13 protein-coding genes are annotated in these 17,257 nt (G+C 41.8%); 3 read left to right on the forward strand and 10 right to left on the reverse strand.

All coding sequences use genetic code 11. From position 1 onward, the window contains the following. The first annotated feature begins 208 nt into the window (after positions 1-208). On the forward strand, positions 209-1,234 hold the full coding sequence (locus ACTNEW_RS13875; protein ID WP_441062080.1) for a sialidase family protein: 1,026 nt from the start codon (positions 209-211) through the stop codon (positions 1,232-1,234). Then, on the forward strand, positions 1,224-2,144 hold the full coding sequence (locus tag ACTNEW_RS13880) for a dihydrodipicolinate synthase family protein (protein ID WP_441062082.1): 921 nt from the start codon (positions 1,224-1,226) through the stop codon (positions 2,142-2,144). The genes ACTNEW_RS13875 and ACTNEW_RS13880 overlap by 11 nt, the downstream gene beginning before the upstream one ends. A gap of 312 nt (positions 2,145-2,456) precedes the next feature. On the opposite strand, the gene ACTNEW_RS13885 is transcribed toward ACTNEW_RS13880, so the two are convergent. From ACTNEW_RS13885 to ACTNEW_RS13920, 8 genes are all read right to left on the reverse strand, one after another. Next, the gene (locus ACTNEW_RS13885) at positions 2,457-3,488 is read right to left on the reverse strand and encodes a uroporphyrinogen decarboxylase family protein (protein WP_441062083.1); all 1,032 of its coding nucleotides are present in this window, start codon (positions 3,486-3,488) and stop codon (positions 2,457-2,459) included. A 53-nt stretch (positions 3,489-3,541) separates the two neighbouring features. Beyond that, complete coding sequence (locus ACTNEW_RS13890) at positions 3,542-5,866, reverse strand: glycoside hydrolase family 2 protein (protein WP_441062085.1); 2,325 nt, start codon at positions 5,864-5,866, stop codon at positions 3,542-3,544. 173 nt (positions 5,867-6,039) lie between these two features. Continuing rightward, a complete protein-coding gene (locus tag ACTNEW_RS13895; RefSeq protein WP_441062087.1) occupies positions 6,040-8,445 on the reverse strand; it encodes an alpha-mannosidase in 2,406 nt (801 codons plus the stop codon). A 68-nt stretch (positions 8,446-8,513) separates the two neighbouring features. Then, positions 8,514-9,347 carry a carbohydrate ABC transporter permease gene (locus tag ACTNEW_RS13900; RefSeq protein ID WP_441062089.1) on the reverse strand — a complete coding sequence of 278 codons (834 nt, stop codon included), beginning with the start codon at positions 9,345-9,347 and terminating at the stop codon, positions 8,514-8,516. 18 nt (positions 9,348-9,365) lie between these two features. Next, positions 9,366-10,256: a carbohydrate ABC transporter permease gene (locus tag ACTNEW_RS13905; protein ID WP_441062091.1), complete on the reverse strand. Its 891-nt coding sequence runs from the start codon at positions 10,254-10,256 to the stop codon at positions 9,366-9,368. Between the two features lie 165 nt (positions 10,257-10,421). After that, a complete protein-coding gene (locus tag ACTNEW_RS13910) occupies positions 10,422-11,765 on the reverse strand; it encodes an extracellular solute-binding protein (protein ID WP_441062093.1) in 1,344 nt (447 codons plus the stop codon). 64 nt (positions 11,766-11,829) lie between these two features. After that, positions 11,830-12,453, reverse strand: coding sequence for a D-sedoheptulose-7-phosphate isomerase (locus tag ACTNEW_RS13915; protein WP_441062095.1), 624 nt, complete (start codon positions 12,451-12,453; stop codon positions 11,830-11,832). 24 nt (positions 12,454-12,477) lie between these two features. After that, positions 12,478-13,476, reverse strand: coding sequence for an ROK family protein (locus ACTNEW_RS13920; protein WP_441062097.1), 999 nt, complete (start codon positions 13,474-13,476; stop codon positions 12,478-12,480). A gap of 695 nt (positions 13,477-14,171) precedes the next feature. Between ACTNEW_RS13920 and ACTNEW_RS13925 the strand changes: the two genes are divergently transcribed. Beyond that, a complete protein-coding gene (locus tag ACTNEW_RS13925; protein ID WP_441062099.1) occupies positions 14,172-15,386 on the forward strand; it encodes an ROK family protein in 1,215 nt (404 codons plus the stop codon). Between the two features lie 45 nt (positions 15,387-15,431). Here ACTNEW_RS13925 and ACTNEW_RS13930 read toward each other — a convergent pair whose 3' ends face one another. Continuing rightward, positions 15,432-15,566, reverse strand: coding sequence for a hypothetical protein (locus tag ACTNEW_RS13930; RefSeq protein WP_441062100.1), 135 nt, complete (start codon positions 15,564-15,566; stop codon positions 15,432-15,434). A gap of 4 nt (positions 15,567-15,570) precedes the next feature. Continuing rightward, entirely contained in the window at positions 15,571-17,253 is a 1,683-nt protein-coding gene (locus tag ACTNEW_RS13935; protein ID WP_441062102.1) for an AAA family ATPase, read from the reverse strand. Between the last annotated feature and the right edge of the window lie 4 nt (positions 17,254-17,257).

The raw sequence follows: 17,257 nt of genomic DNA on the forward strand, positions 1-17,257 counted from the left end.
AATACCCAGCATATATCCCAAAAAGTCCGGCGATATACTACAAAATATGAATTTTTCAAGGTAATATAGGAATAGGGGCAAACTTATTTATGGTTTTGACCCCAACATCATCATTATACCAGTATATCACGATGGCAACAATAGGATGATATAAATGAACTCAGCTATTCAGAATGATATTCTATAATTACAGAACTCAGAGGGAATCATGAAAAAGATAATGACAGTAAATCCTTCCAAAATGTGCCATGCATCTACAATATTAAAACGGAATGATCACGAATTTCTGACCGCATGGTTTGGCGGAAGCGCAGAAGGTGCCGGGGATACTGCTATCTGGCTGGCCAAAGGAGACGGAAAGCATTTTGAGGAACCAAAAATCGCGGCATCTTCCGATGAATCGCACTGGAACCCGGTCCTGTTTCGTCTGAATAATGAAAAGATTCTTCTGTTTTACAAAGTTGGAAATGAAATCCGTACCTGGCGTACGATGTATCGTATTTCCGAAGACAATGGTGAGACCTTTGGAAAAGAGCAGGAACTTGTGCCTGGAGATAAGGGCGGAAGAGGTCCTGTAAGAAATAAGCCGATCCGGTTGAAAAGCGGACGGATTCTGGCTCCCGCTTCCACCGAACAGGGAATATGGAAAGCCTTCGCTGATATTTCTGATGATGACGGTATTACCTGGAGAAAGTCCATGGAAGTGGCAATCAATGGGATCTGTTATACAAAAGGAGAACGGATGTCTGACAGATCCGAGGGCAGTATCCCGGTAAGTGAGCAGTCTTTTTACGGCAGAGGAGTGATTCAGCCCACACTGTGGGAGGACAATAGGGGACGAGTTCATATGCTTATGCGCAGCACGGAAGGGAAAATTTACCGAAGTGATTCGGAGGATGGCGGAGAATCCTGGTGTGCTGCATATCCCACAGATCTTCCGAATAACAATAGCGGGATTGATCTAGTGAAGGTCGAAGACGGAAGACTTTTTCTTGTATATAATCCGGTTGAAATAAACTGGGGAGAGAGAACACCCATATCCCTGGCAGTATCATCTGACAATGGAATTACCTGGAAAAAACTGATGGATTTCAGTACAGGTGAAGGCGAATTCTCTTATCCTGCCATTATATGCGATCACGATTATCTCTATATTACTTACACCTATAAAAGGCAGAATATCGCCTTTTGGAAAATAGATATCAGAAAAGGAGAAGATAAGAATGGAGAATAATTTTCCAGGAGGTTCATGGCCGGTGATGCTGACCCCTTTTACCACTGATAATCAGGTGGATTATCCGGCACTGAAGGAATTGACAAACTGGTATATCGCAAATGGTGTTTCCGGTTTGTTTGCGGTTTGTCAGTCAAGTGAGATGTTCTTTCTGACTTTGGAAGAACGAATTAAAATTGCTCAAAAGACCGTCGAATTTTCGGCAGGAAGGGTACCGGTGATTGCATCCGGCCATATTTCCGATGACTTCAAACAGCAGGCAGAGGAATTAAACGCAATGGCAAGAACAGGAGTGGATGCTGTCATTCTCATTACCAATCGTCTGGCTGCACAGGAAGAAAGTGATGAAGTCTGGATCGAAAACTGTGCCAGATTACTGGACAAGATAGACAGCAGCATTCCGCTTGGTTTTTACGAGTGTCCCTACCCTTATAAAAGAATACTTTCTCCAAAGATGATTCGCTGGGCATCACAGACAGGACGATTTTATTTTCTGAAAGATACCTGCTGTGACATCGATCAGATAAAAGAAAAGCTGGAATGTATGAGGGACACAAATCTGAAACTTTACAATGCCAATACCACAACTCTTCTTGAATCATTAAGAGCCGGCGCGGCAGGCTACAGCGGGGTCATGGATAACTTCCATCCGGCTCTTTATACCTGGCTCTGCAGCCATTATGAAGAAAAAGAAGCAGATGGGCTGTCTGATTTTCTTACCATAGCCTCTCTGATTGAACGCCAGTACTATCCTGTGAACGCGAAATATCATCTTGGAACGAATGAAGGACTTTCTATTACAACAGTCAGCCGGACAAAAGATGACAAAGGGCTGACCGAAACATTCAAAAAAGAAGTAAATATGCTGGATCACCTTGCAAAAGAAAAAATAAATCAATTTATCCTGTAGATAAATCTATCTTGAAAATAGTAATCAGGAAGGTGAAACCAATGTTTACATCTTCCTGATTACAGAATATTCCTTCATCTATAAATCAATGTTTATCTCATACTTATTTTCAATAAGAATGTAATCTACATTGTACTTTTTAGCAAGTTTTAAAAACTGTGCATTTTCTTCTAAAACGTTCTCCAGCGTACACCATTCATCATCCGGCCGTTTTTCTATGACACTGGCATATTTTTTATACTGGCAAAATTATTCTTTATATAATTCTCACTCATCACAAGCTGCCTCACAGCCAGCTTGTCCGGCAGCTCCTCATCTCCACATAGAAATGGTCTCTACCAATGCTTCTATATTTTCATACGGAAATCCATTATCTGCTTCTACATAAAACCATGAACCGCCATCCATCATATGAAACGTTTCGAACTCTCTTTTTACCAGTTCTCTTACATCATCAGGTGTTCCATAAGTCATTGTTCTGGCACGATCAGTATGAATCGCCACTGCAAGCTGTAAACTTCTGCATAGATCAGCCAGTTTTTCCATGTTGTATGCCGGCAGCTGGGGCCAGATTGAAGTAACACCTATCTCCTTCAAGTCCTCCAAAATCGGCGTAACTAAACCGCAACTGTGAAAATGTATGTCCACACCTGCTTTTACAGCCGGCTCGAACAGACTTTTTAACCTCGGTTTAAAAAAATGCCTCCAGCACTCAGGGCTCATCAACATGCTTCTTTCTGTGCCGTAATCATCTCCAAAGGCAATTCCATCCACACCTGCTTTCAGCGCTCTCTGTACCAGAACTCCGTTATAATCTATAATCCGGTCAGCGAGCGTATGAAGTCCGGACTCATCTGCCGCAAGATCGCAAAGAACATTTTCATCTCCATACAGAGCAATCATTCTTTCATACAGATTACCGCAGCCCTCCAGAGTATAATAGCCGGATTTTTTCCGTTCTTCAATCATCTCCCTGAATATTTTAAATTCCACCCCATCCAGTGAAGGAGGTTCCGGCGCCTGATATGCTGCCAGCTCGTCTTCATTCTGAATCCGATACTCTCCAGGGATTCCCTGTACGCCAAAAATACGAAACTCCCTTGTAACGCCCCACTCATCTGTCTCTACTTTGTGATAATTCCCATCTTTATCTAAATCTGTTTCCGATATAACCGGTATTGGTTTTCGTTGATATGGTTCGAAATCACCCGGATGTGCCGCAAACAAATCATTCAGCTTTTCACCATGCTCATAAAATCCTACCGGAGTATAGTAATACTGCAATGGCACCTTATCTACACTTTTATAATGCATAGCATTTTTTACACGTTCACGACCTGTCATAAACAAAAATCTCCCTTCTTAATCCCTTTCTCTTTTGATAAAAGCCTGTTTTACTATGACGGAAATACTTTCGCCAGTTTTGCACACCTGATATATTTCTCCTTGTCAAATGGTGCCTCCCATGTCACATAATGACTATGGTGTTTTTCTCCGTCTGCAGTCCAATCTAGCGCAAAAAAGGCATTTCTGTTATCTGAACTTATCTTTCCGATCTCAATCGCAGAATTGGCAGGCAGCAATACCTCTGATTCCGAAACCATTCTTCCTGTCACCACATCTGCTATGCAATACTGCATTTTCTTAGCGGTCAGACAATCATTTACTCCTATAAGACATACATTTCCATTATCATCCGGTTCTCTGCAGAAAAGTGCCACGCGCTTCTGAGAATTCCTAATATAATCATAAGCAAGTTTTTTGTTGAAATAATAATCCACCACCGCATCTGAAAACTGAGGACATCCGTCCAGAATATTCCACCATATAATGCCTGTTCTTCGCCATTTTTCTGTCCGGAATTTCTCAATAAAATATTTCACCGCTTCCGCCTGAGAAATCTGGCTCAAAACCGAAAATTCCTCAAGAGATTCCGCTTCGCATCCGAAAAGTACTCTGATCTGACTTGCCATCAGCTCAATTCTGTAAGCAAAGGGCTCATCCGGTTTATCAGTAGGGCTGGATGCATGAAGCAGCCATTCTCCATTTTCATGATATGGCCAGAGAGCTTCTTCGGAAATGAATTTCCTGACAGACTCTGGTGCAGGACATCCATGATACCCGATCTCAGAAGCAAAATGTGCCGTTGTCTCGCTGTAAAACTTTCCTTTGTAGTAATCACGCGGTCCCCAGAGATGTTGCTCCGGCAGCATGGTTTCTCCTGTGCCGCTTTGATATGCCTTTCTATCTACATAAGGAGAGCTTGGAATATAATCTCTCACATAGTCATTCTCTCTGACCGCCCGGCGAATCATACCTCTGGTGTTCCGGTTTACATTCGGATCCACATGCCCGTTTGTCTCATAAATATAACTCTGGTCATTCTCATTATCGCCTGCCCAGACTGCAAGGCATGGATGCTGGCGAAGTCTTCTCACTTGAAAAACCGCTTCTTTATAGATTTTTTCCAGAAACTCCGGTGTCTCCGGGTATCTCCCGCATGCTTCCATAAAATCCTGCCAGATGAGAATGCCTGCCTCATCGCATCTGTCATAAAACTCATCATCCTCATAATAACCGCCTCCCCAGCAGCGGATCATATTACAGTCAAGATCTTTTACAAGTTCCAGGGCAGGTTCAATTTTCTCTTTTCCCCTTGACGGAAGAGAATCCAAAGGCACCCAGTTTGTACCCAGAATAAAGGTCTTTACATGATTTACATAAAAACAGAATTCTCCTGTACCTTCTTTATCCGTCAGGCTGGTTCTCTCCAGATCTATTGTACGAATACCGGTCTTGAATTTCTTTGATGCATAAACCACCTCATTCTTTACAAGTCTCACTTCAGTCTCATAAAGATTCTGTTCTCCGGATCTACGCAGCCACCAAAGTTTCGGATGTTCCACATCAAATTTTATCCGTCCTGATTTTGACCAGACATCTGCCGTTGCGAAAAATTGAGAATCCCCACATTTTCCCTCCACTTCCACAGCAAAATCCATGTAGGGCAAATCTCCTGCTTCCAGTTCATAAAAACACTCCAATGTGCATTTGGACCAGTCATCCGCCAGAAATTTAGTAAAAAGATAACTTTGAAGGAATTTGAATTCCGGTTTTTCCAAAAGCCGTACATCTTTCCAGATACCACCGGAAAGAATTCTCGGAAAAATGTCCCACCCGAACATATAAGCTGACTTTCGAATGTAAAGACCATCTGCTCCGTATTTCTGTGCATATACCAGCATCGGATAATCGTACTTTCTTGCTTCAACTGCAACAGGAATGATATGTACCAGAATTTCATTGTCTCCTTTGACAAATTCCTTCCCGTGAACCGGAAGGCTGTGTGTCATCAGCATATTATCCACCTTCGCAAGAAACCTTCCGTTCAGATATATCTCGGCAACGGTATCTATCCCGTCAAACTCCAGCAGATACGTACGGTTCTCTTTCGGCTCAAACTCAAACACTTTCTCATAAAACAGATGATTCATTTCCCGTTCCTGTTCCATAAGAAGATTTTTTCCAAAAAACGGATCCCGAATATATCCGTTTCTCTCCAGATCAATCTCATAATTCCCCGGAACCGTTCCATCGGTCACAAGAATTCCGCTTTCATCCAGAGATTTCATGTCTGTTATCTTACAATCAAGACCTCTGTATATTTCGTCTGAGCAGATTCCAATCTGCCATTTTCCATTAAGACTGTATATTTCCCCCATATCTTTTTCCTTTCCTGTTATATTCCTGAGATTTTTTTAAAAAACAGCAGGAGATGTTCTTCTCCTGCTGTTTTAAGACATCGTATCTGTTCAATACCTTCACGGATAATGGATTCTGAACAGTTACAAGGCATCTGTCATTCTGCCTTATTTTCATAAATTTCTCATCAATTTTACACATATTCCTCAATGAGATTTACTTCATTCCATTTTCCATCCGGCTCAATCAGAAACGTTTTTATCTCATATGGACGGAAAACAGCTTTATGATGACTGCCCATAAATTCCACTTCACATTCCGTTTCCTGTCCGATGCTCTCATAGAATCTTATTACAGTACCTTCTTTCTTCAATGGTTTTTTCAGAGCACTCATAATGATATTATTCGCATCTACAGAAATATAACTGTTCTTCAGAGGCAGTGAACCCTCATGAAAGGTTTCAAACATTGTAATCAAGGGCTGATTCAGAAGCAATGCGTCCTTCACCACCGATGTCTCTTTCCAGCTGCCTTTATGAGGTTCAATAATATACGAAAATTCACTGATTCCCTGATCCATAAAGGAATATTCTTCTTCCTCCTGCTGATTCAGTTCATACGGCTGGTGATGCGCAAATACCGGACTTCTCAGAACCGTAATGCCAATTCTGCTGTCTGTAAAGTCCACACCATTTTTACAGTCATTGAGAATAGCAAGACCATAAGATTCGTCCGAAACATCTGCCCATCTCTGCATAGGCTCTTCCAGACCGATTTTGTTTTTCGTCACATATCCGTATGGAATCTCCGCACAGGCATCACAATTATCGTCCAGTGCTGCTGTATAATACATCTTTACAGCCTTCATATGACCCTGCCAGTTTAATTTTGCCCGGACACGTACCACGTTCTCATTCTTATACAGGGAAAATACCTGTGTAAGTGTAGAATTCTCATATTTCGATATAAACTGAACTGCTTTTCTTACTTCTCCAAAATCAGCCACTTTCGCAGATACAAGCTGAAATTCCCCAATCTTTTTATCCAGTTTTTTCAGCTGATGTCCCCATGTATCATTCAGATCCTCTATAACAGAAACGGAAGAGCGCTCTTTGAGCACCTCTCTATGATTTTTCTTATCATAAATGGACTCTATCGTACCGGTTTCTTCTGAAAAAACAACTTTGAGCTGTTCATTTTCCAGCACAAATGGGTTCTCCGCATCCGTCTGCTTATCTTTTGCAGCTGCCTTATCACTCTGTTTTGCAAAGTATACCGCGTACCCCAATGCCGGTACATCCGCCATGAACGTAATTCTTCTTCTTCCCATAACCCGGCAGGATGGCGCGATGAGCTGATAATCAACAGGATTCCCTTTATCATCCAGCACTTCCAGGTTCTCAGTACGGATCGCATTTCCGAACATTCCATTTTCAAATTCGACAGGCGCCTTCACCGCCCATGAATTCGGATTAAATACGACCAGCGGAAGTCTGTCAGGATCCAGAGGTATATTAATGTCAAAGGAAATTCCATTTGTCGCTTCCGTAGTACAGCGGTCTGCAATTGCCAGTGCCTCACCCAACTGATTTCCGGCATCATAATAAGCAGACTCAATGGCAGATCCGGCCAGTGTATCATGGAACTGATTAAACAGGACATCTTTCCAGGCTCTTGTCAAACCGGTGTCATCCACATGCTTTCCCTGTGCCAGCGCAACTACCGATAAGGCCTCTGCGGCATACAGGGAAGCCTCCGCTCTTCGATTCAAACGCTTGATCATGGATTCCGCTGTATAGCAACCCGGAGAATGATGCTGAAGTTCTTCATTCACCACAGGAAGTTTACAGTCATTAATAGATGCAAAATAAGTATCCGGATCACTGAAAACAATATTAAGATCCGGTCTCTCCTTCTGAAGCGCTTTAATTGCTTCGATGTTTTTTATCGTGGGGCCGCCTCCATGATTACCCACACCATAAAAGCACATCATATGGTCATTATTCTCTGAATACTCCTGTTCACAAAGTTCAACACCTTTTGGTACATCTTCCCAGAAGCAGTACTGCACAGGAATACGGAATGCTTTTACGCGGCTGCCGTCCGGTGCCTGCCATACAAACGCCCTGGCCGGCAGATCTTTTTCATTCGGATCCGGTCTCATGAAAACATAGTTTTCCATTCCCGATAATTTCAGAATCTGGGGAAGCATCGCATTATGACCAAAGCTGTCCACACAATACCCGGTAAGTGCTTTCACACCAAATTTTTCCAGGAAATAATTCTGTGAGATCAGACCATGTCTGGCAAAAGACTCCCCTGATGGAATATTACAGTCCGGCTGTACCCACCATCCACCACAGATCTTCCAGCGACCTTCCTGTACTCTCTTTCTGATCTTCTCAAACATCTCCGGTTCGTTCTTCTCGATCCATTCATAGAACTGCGCAGAACTGGATGTAAAAATAAAATCATCAAATTCATCCATGCGGTCCAGCGCAGATTTCAGTGTTGCTTTGTTTTCCTGATAGCCTTCCTGCCAGTTCCAGAGCCACACCGGGTCCAAATGGGCATTTCCTATCATATGCATTGTTTTCATAGTAATTCTACCTCGCTTATACTGTAATATCCGTATCCGGATTATGAACTTAACACAAAATGACTGTTTCAGCCTTTTGTAGCTCCTCCCATACTGAAGCCCTGTGACATGTTATCCTGTGAAAAATGATACAAGACAAATATTGGAATGATGTACAAAACAGAATATGCTGCCACCTGACCGTACATAACCAGTCCATGCACATCATATAGTCGGTAAATGTTAACAGATGCCGGGAATTTATCCGCACTCATCAGCATCAGGAACGGTAAATAGAAATTTCCCCAGGCATTGATAAAATTATAGGTCGTAACGGTAATCAATCCCGGAAGCATCAAAGGAAGGAGCACTTTTGTAATTGCCTGAAATTTTGTCGCACCATCGATCCATGCCGCTTCTTCCAGATCAACGGATACCGTATTCATAAAATTCCTCATCATCCAGATTGCATAAGGTGTTCCTCCGGCGGACATTACCATAATTAATCCGAAGATACTGTCAATCTGGTGAAATTTAATCAGCAGCTTATATGTTGACAGCATCATTGCAGATGCCGGAAGAGAAGTCAAAAACAACAAACCCAGAGAAAAATTATTTGCAGCCTTTGATTTATATCTTGACAACGGATATGCAGCCATAATCGATACAACATCAATAATCACCGTTGTTCCGCCGGCAATGATCAAACTGTTAAGAAATCCCCTCAACATACCGTCCTTCTGAAGAATAAACGTGAAGTTTTCCAGAGTCCACTTTTCCGGCAGCTTAATCGCCAAAGTCGCCGTCGGGTCAAAGGCTGCAAAAAAAAGCCACAGCGCAGGAACAGCAAAAGCAATGCCGATCAGTATCAGGACTGTATAGGATACTGTATGGCCAAAGATTTTTCTTGTATGCATTTTCATAAGAATATTCCTCCCTTCCTAATCCTGATTTGCTTTTATCAACCGCATATAAACAAGGCTCAGCAGCGCACCGATAAAAAGTAAAATCAGCGCAATTGCCATTCCATAACCTACCTGAAAAGCTCCAAATGCCTGTTTATACATATAAACGGAAAGCGTTGTAGTCTTAATTCCGGGACCTCCTCCTGTAAACGCATAGATCATTCCAAAAGTTCCAAGCGTTCCTAGCGTTACCATGATAAAAGTGGTTGCTGTCGTTCCCTTGATCATCGGCAGTTCAATGGATTTAAAAATATCAAACTTGCTCGCCCCGTCAATTTTTGCCGACTCAATGATATCATCCGGTATGCTGTCCAGCGCAGCCTGGAACATCAGCATACTGTACGCGGATCCCTTCCAGATATTTGCGATTACAATACTGAGAAGCGGATATGTATAGGTCCAGCTCACTTTTTGCATTCCAAATAATTTCAGAAAGATATTCAAAGTTCCTTTGTCATTAAAAAACGCAGAAAACATATATGCAGCAATGATTTCCGGGGTAATCCATCCCAGAACCACCATAAATCCTGTAAATTTACGAACAGATGCTCTTCTTTTTTTCATCAGCTTTGCAATTACAAAGCCAAAGCACTGCTGTCCGATAATTCCGGAAAACAAAAGAAAGATCAACGTATTTTTTAATATCTCCGGAAACTTCGGATCTGTCAGGATGCTCTGGAAATTTCGCAGCCCGACAAAATGAACCGCTGTTGCAGATGATCCGGTCAGAGTCATATCTGTAAATGCGTAATAAACGGTCATCACCATCGGATATATAAAATAAACTCCGATCAATAATATCGCCGGGAGCATAAGTAGTCCGGCTGTAATCAGCTTTTTCCTCGAAAAGCTCTTTCTGGTTTTCATATCCAAATACTCCTTTCTGCTAATATCTCCCGGCATGAGCATCGATTCTCAGGAACATCTCAAAACATCCGGAATTTTTTATATCACAGAAAAATTCGAAACACTTTCCTGTGATATGAAAAACCAGCTGCAGAAAAATCTTCTGCAGCTGGCCATAAACACCTGTTACTTAACAATCACGTTTTCTTCACCAAACAAACGGATCATTTCTTCCTGCAGTGTGTCAATTGCCTCTTCCGGTGTTGCATCACCAGTTGCTATGCTTTCTACTGCTGCTGTAAAGGATGTTGTAATAGAAGAATATCCCTCATAAGCCGGACGGAAATGAGCAAAGGACAACTGTTCCTTGGTAAACGGAATTGCAGACGGAGTCTGATTCAGATAATCTTCTGCTTCAGCAACATCGGTTCTTGGAGATGCTTCTCCACAATACATAACTCTTGCATGGATTCCATCATAACTGCAAAGGTATTTCAGAAGCTCTACTCCGCCTTCTTTATTAGCAGCTTTTTCCGGAATTGCCCATGTCCAGCCACCGGACATTGTAGTATATCCAGGATCCTGTCCTTCAGATGTCGGCATGTTTGCGCATCCCCATACATCCATTACTTCCGGCCATGGATACTGTGTTGCAAACTGTCCAAGAGTCCAGCTTCCTGTTACATAAAGGCCAATTTTGCCATTCTGCATATAATCTGTCACGAGAAGATCTCCCATACTTGGATCTGCTGCCTGTGCAGGAGTTTCTGTTACACCATATGTATTGAAGATATCATTGACAAAGTTAAATGTTGTAAGAAGATTTTCTTTATCTACTACCCATTTTCCGGTCTCAGCATCATATAACTGTGACGGCCACTCTCCCTTTGTGCCGGACAGGAGCAGCTGGAATGTACGCATGGAAGTTTCTTCCGGATAAGTACTGGAAGCATACATAAACAATGGAATAAAATCTTCTACGTCCGCATTTGCTTCTTTTAATTTGGAAGCAACATCAATAACTTCCTGCCAGTTTGCCGGCTGCCAGTCTCCTTCAATACCAATACCAGCCAGAAGTTCTTTGTTATAAAACAGAATCTGTGTATCTGTGGAGCACTGAACCGCATAGGTCTTTCCATCTGCGCCTTTTCCGCCTTCCAGCATCGCATCGCTGAACTTGGAAAGATCTTCCCAGTCAGCGAGTGCATCATCCAGACAATACAGTTTTCCGGCTGATGCATCTGATTTTACCATGAATCCATCTTCTGCAATTACATCCGGACATGTTTCTTCGCTTTCCATAAGAAGCATCGTTTTGGTATACATATCCTGATCTGCCGGGATCAGAATCGGTTCTACTGTATAACCGGTTTCTTCCTGGAATTTGTCGACGATTTCCTGATGCCATGTCAGAGAATCGCCCTGGACTGCGATTTTCACTACCTTGTTCTCTTCTGCAGATACTGTAGTCGCTAACATTGTAGCAACCATAGCTGCTGTCATCACTGTTGATACAATCCTTCTGTTCATTGTGTATCCTCCTTTTATGTTTTAATATAATTTTAACCATCATAAAGAAATGGTTATGTTCCAATTAATCCTGCCCGAAGAAAAAAGCTTCCAGCATGGAGCATATCGTATGGTAAACGATAATATGTTTTTCCTGAACAAATGCCGTCTCCGTTTCCGGCACACATATGCATACATCAGACATTTCTTTCAGCATACCGCCTGTTTCGCCGGTAAAACCGATGACATGCATTTTCTTTTTTCTGGCAACCTCTGCTGCATACAATACATTTTTCGAATTACCGGAAGTCGTAAGTGCAATCAGCACATCTCCTTCGCAGCCATATCCGTAAACCTGCTGCGCAAATATCATGTCCGGATTCACGTCATTCGCATATGCTGTAGCCAGGACATGATTCTGTGTCAGTGAGATCGCAGGCAGCGCTCCCTGCAGAGAACCTGTAAGTTCTCCAAACTGACTCCCCTGATCCGATCCCAATGGACGGTCCAGATGAAATCCCTTCATCAGTTCCCCTACAATATGATCTGCATCCGATGCACTTCCTCCGTTGCCGCATGTGAGCAGCTTCCCATTTGCGCAATAGGATCGTTTCAGTATCTCATATGCAGTCTCCACATCTTTCGAAACACCTGCAAGATCCGGATGTCTGTCATTCATCTCCCTGAGATACTCCTGTTCGGTTTTCATAAGTCTTTATCCTTTCCTGCCTGTTTACAAAAACGAAACATTGCTCAAAACAATCGACAGCGCTGCAAAATCGCCAATGTATTCTCCCAGGCCGGAGCGTACAATTCTGCAAACAGACAATGATCTGGCCAGTGCTTCTCTTTGTAAAACTTCCGATGCCAGGTGCCATATCAATTCATAACTTCTTGTAAACACACTGCCGCAGACAATAATCTCCGGATTCAGAATATCGATCAGAACCGCCAGGGCTGTACCCAGATGTTCACCGCTGATTGCGAATACTTCCTTTGCAAAGCTGTCACCTTTTTTGGCTGCGTCTGCAAGAACCTTCGCCGTCAGGGTCTCCAGCCGGCTCATATCAGGACAAATCGACGGCGGGTTTCCCATCTGAATCAGTTCCATTGCCTTCATTCTGGCAATCTGAGCGATTCCCATGCCACTGCACAAACCTTCAAAGGATCCGGCTTTTCCATAGCCTACAGGTCCCATTTCTGCCAGTCGTATGTGACCTACTTCACCAGCCATATCATTTGTTCCATGGTATAATCTGCCATCCAGAATCAGTCCGGCACCCATGCCCGTCCCATAAGTTAAAAAAATAGCATTTCTGCATCCTCTGGCAGCGCCAAACATATATTCTGCAAGTGCACCTGCATTTGCATCATTCTCAAGGAAACACGGAACATTAAATTTTTCTTTAAAACGCTTCACAATCTCGACATTGTCCCACCCGATCAAATTCGGCGGGCTTAAAATAACTCCACTTTCATGATCCAGCGGTCCGCCGCAGCTGATACCTATTCCAACCACTTCACTCAAATCTACATGATGCCTTCTCATAATCTCTTCTATAATGTCATAGATCTGGGAAATAATCTTATCCGGACCATCCTGTATAATTGTCGGCATTATTACTTTATCTAAAATAAAATCCTCTGTTCCATAATCAGCGACAGAACCTTTTCCCAATACCACGGCGCATTTGGTTCCACCAATATCCACCCCAATAGCGTATTTCTTCATTTCCACCGCCCCTTTGTTTTGATGGCTTTATTATATCTCCCCCCCTTTCTATTTGTCAATTCATTTTATTATAATCATCTTTATATACAATTTAATTTGCCATTCATTGTGCATAATGCTACTTTTATTCTTTTTTTGTCAAATTTTATCATTAATTATTTTTTATCTTAGTAAATTCTATTTATTATAAGGGTTATTATTCTGATCTGACAGAACCGATTCATTACACTTCAGCAAATTTATTTTCATCTTTTTATTGCATTCCGACACACAGATGATAAAATACCTATAAGGATCTTTTATGACTTTTTATTTAAATTCGTAACTGTTCAGTACCTTCACAGTTACGAGCAAAAATCCATTTAAAATCGCCTGCGGCGATGGGATTTTTGCTTGTATGTCTCGGGATTTTCATGCATAAATGCATGAAAACACCTCGCGGGATATCCCTCCTGAATAGTTACTTAAATTCAACTTGGGTTTTATCTTCATTTATATCACCTATACCATATCATCTATACAGAATAAGACGCAGCATTCAGTTAAACACCATCGGCATATGACACCCATCTGCTCACAACGCATAGTGATACATATTTTGTATCTGTTCAGTACCTTCACAGATAATGTATTCTGAACAGTTACCATATTTCAATGAAACTTATAAAAAATATAATCATAACCGAGGCAGATCAATGAATAGTAAAAAAGGTACGAACAATCAGGATATTAAGCGTCAGAACAAATTATTAATTCTTAAAATGATTGCTACCGAAAGTGGGTTATCACGTGTCGACATCGCCCATAAGACCGGTTTAACCAAAATGACTGTAGGGAATTTAATCGCTGAATTGATCGAAGAAAATCTGATCTCCGAAAGTGAACATACATCCGACAGCGAAACAGAAAATAAATATGGGCGAAAGCCAATCACGTTTTCCATTTCTGACCGGTCACCGTGCACCCTGGGAATCCTGATCAAAAGAGAATTGTGTCAATTAATTATCGGGGATCTGAGCGGAACTATCCTTGATTCGATAAAGTACACCTACGAATCCATGAACAGTGCTTCCGAACTCCTTGAACTTCTTTATGAAGGATATCGTCAGCTGCAGGCACGCACACAACGCAGGATCATCTATATCGGAATATCGTCGGTCGGACCAATCGACACTCAGAAGGGCATTATTCTGAATCCCCCATTTTTTTATGGGATTCAGGATCTCCCTATTACTTCTTTTTTCAAAGAAAAAACAGGGCTTCCCACCTATCTGATCAATGACGCAAATGCCGGAGCTCTGGCAGAGAAATTATACGGAAAGATGACCAATGTTAAAAATTACCTCTACCTTCACATCATGAATGGAATCGGTACAGGAATTATCATTAACGATCTTCTTTATGAAGGAAACACCGGACAGAGCGGAGAATTCGGACACATCTCCATCAATTACGCAGGTCCGAAATGTGACTGTGGAAATCAGGGCTGTCTTGAATTGTATGCAAATATAAAAACGATGAGAAATTCTATCATCGAGCATCAGTCTCTGTTTCCGGATTCCCCGCTTTTGAAAATAAACAAACCAAACTGGGAAAACATTGTATCAGAAGCAAACAGAAAAGATCCGCTGGCAGAAATGGTATTGGCCAACTATTGTTCCTACATCGCATATGCACTGGTCAATATGCTGAAGATACTGGATGTATCTACTATAATCACCGGATATACCAATCCCGGAAATGGTGATTTTATTGAACGCCTGTTACAGGTTAAGCTTTCAAGGGCTTTACGTCATCGAAATTTTGGAGATATTATCGTCAGGCATTCCTCCTTTGATGACAATGCACCATTGATCGGTTCCATTGCCTTTATCAATAACAAAATATTTAACGGTGAACTTCCTCTTTAACAAAAATATCTGCTAACACAGTAATGCAGAATACACATGCTGCATTCAATGGCCTCTGCCGGTCCCGTAATTGATCAGATCTGCCGGATAATCCGCAAACCATCGGCTCTGAAGGAATAGAAAAGCAAAAAGAGTCTTTGCGACAAAAATATTCTGCAAAGGCTCTTTGTATTTTTTCATATTTTCAGCATCCGATCAGCACTTTTTTTCCCTCAAATGCAAATCCGTAATGCCTGATCTTTTCTCCGGGAATTCCTCTGGCAATCAGTTCTGTATCGTATCCTTTATCCGCTATCTGCTTCAGCGCATTCTGAACCGTTTCTTCCAGATTCTTTTCTTTTTGCGGTCTTCGTACCTTAAATTCAAAAACATATGCATTCAGACCATCCTTCAACGGTTCCAGCACCACATCATATCTCCCAAGACCACTTTCTCTGTTTGACATGATTCTGTATTTATCCGCCAGATCAACAATCAGTCCCAGAAGAAATCCATGATAAAATTTTTCCGGCTCCGCTTTTTCAGATGGCTTTTTCCCAGCATCAAAGCTGCTGAAGGTCTGCAGTGCAATCTGATTCATAAATTCGTTCATATAATCTACATCCTCATCCAACAGGGCTTTCACAAAATCATTGTATCGAACAGATGTATTTTGAAACCACTCATGAATCATTCGCCTGAACATTTTCTCCACTTCATAGTTCGTCAGTGACAGAACATAAATTCCCCCGCTTCCTTCCATCGGCGCTTTTTCCACCTTCAGGTAACCGGAAGCAAGCAGCAGGCTCCAGATTGCCGCAGTATTCTGATTCAACTGGCTGTATACAATTTCTTCATCAATCACCGATTCCATCTGCCTGCCTTTCAGCAGATCTTCCATAGCAATTTTAATGTCCGGTGTTCCTTCACGGATCAGTTTGCTTATCAACGAGTTAGAACTGGTATTTGCCCAGTAACTGTCAAATTTCCCGGAATCCAGGTATTTCGTAATTGACCATGGATTATAAATATCCTTTCTGCTGCCAAACCGAAATCCATCATACCATAACCTTACTTTTTCCATGGAGTCTGAAAGTTCAAATTCCTTTAAAGCAAACTGAACCTCTTCCTCTGTAAAGCCAAATGAAGTTTGATATTTCACGGATGTCGTCGTCACCACTTCAATATTATTGAGATCGGAAAAGATCGATTCCTTTCCTACTCTGGTAATTCCAGTCAATAGGCCCCGTTCCATATATGGATTGGTTTTAAATGTAGAATTGAACAGACTTCGCATGAATTCCGACAATTCCTCCCAGTATCCATTCACAAACGCTTCCTGCAGAGGTGTATCATATTCATCAAGAAAGATCAGCACTTTTTTTCCCGAATATCGGTACAGATATTCACAGAGATAATTCAGGGACACCGCAGCAATTTCATCTGTCATATCTGTTTTTATGGATCGAATATAATCCCAGTCTGCTCCTCTCAGTACATTGTCCGTTTTCAGATAATCATACATATTATACAGTCGGATCAATTTCTGAATAATGGCACTCCTGGCAACTTTGTATGTGGAGGCTTTGATATCTGCGAAGCTCAGAAATATCGTCGGAAAGCTACCCTGCATTTCCCGATATTCAGGATCATTCCATACGGACAGCCCTTCAAACAAGTCTTTTCGTCCCGCATACTGGTTCGAAAAAAAAGCTTCCGTCATGCTCATATTTAATGTTTTCCCAAAACGCCGGGGGCGTGTGATCAAAGTAACGACATCACGATTTCCCCACCACTCTTTTATAAAAGAAGTTTTATCAATATAAAAGCTGTTATTTTCTCTTATAGATGAAAAATCCTGATTTCCGATGGAAATAACCGGTTTCATAACC

Source organism: Blautia sp. HCP3S3_G3, from assembly GCF_052063365.1.
Classification (GTDB): domain Bacteria; phylum Bacillota; class Clostridia; order Lachnospirales; family Lachnospiraceae; genus Blautia_A.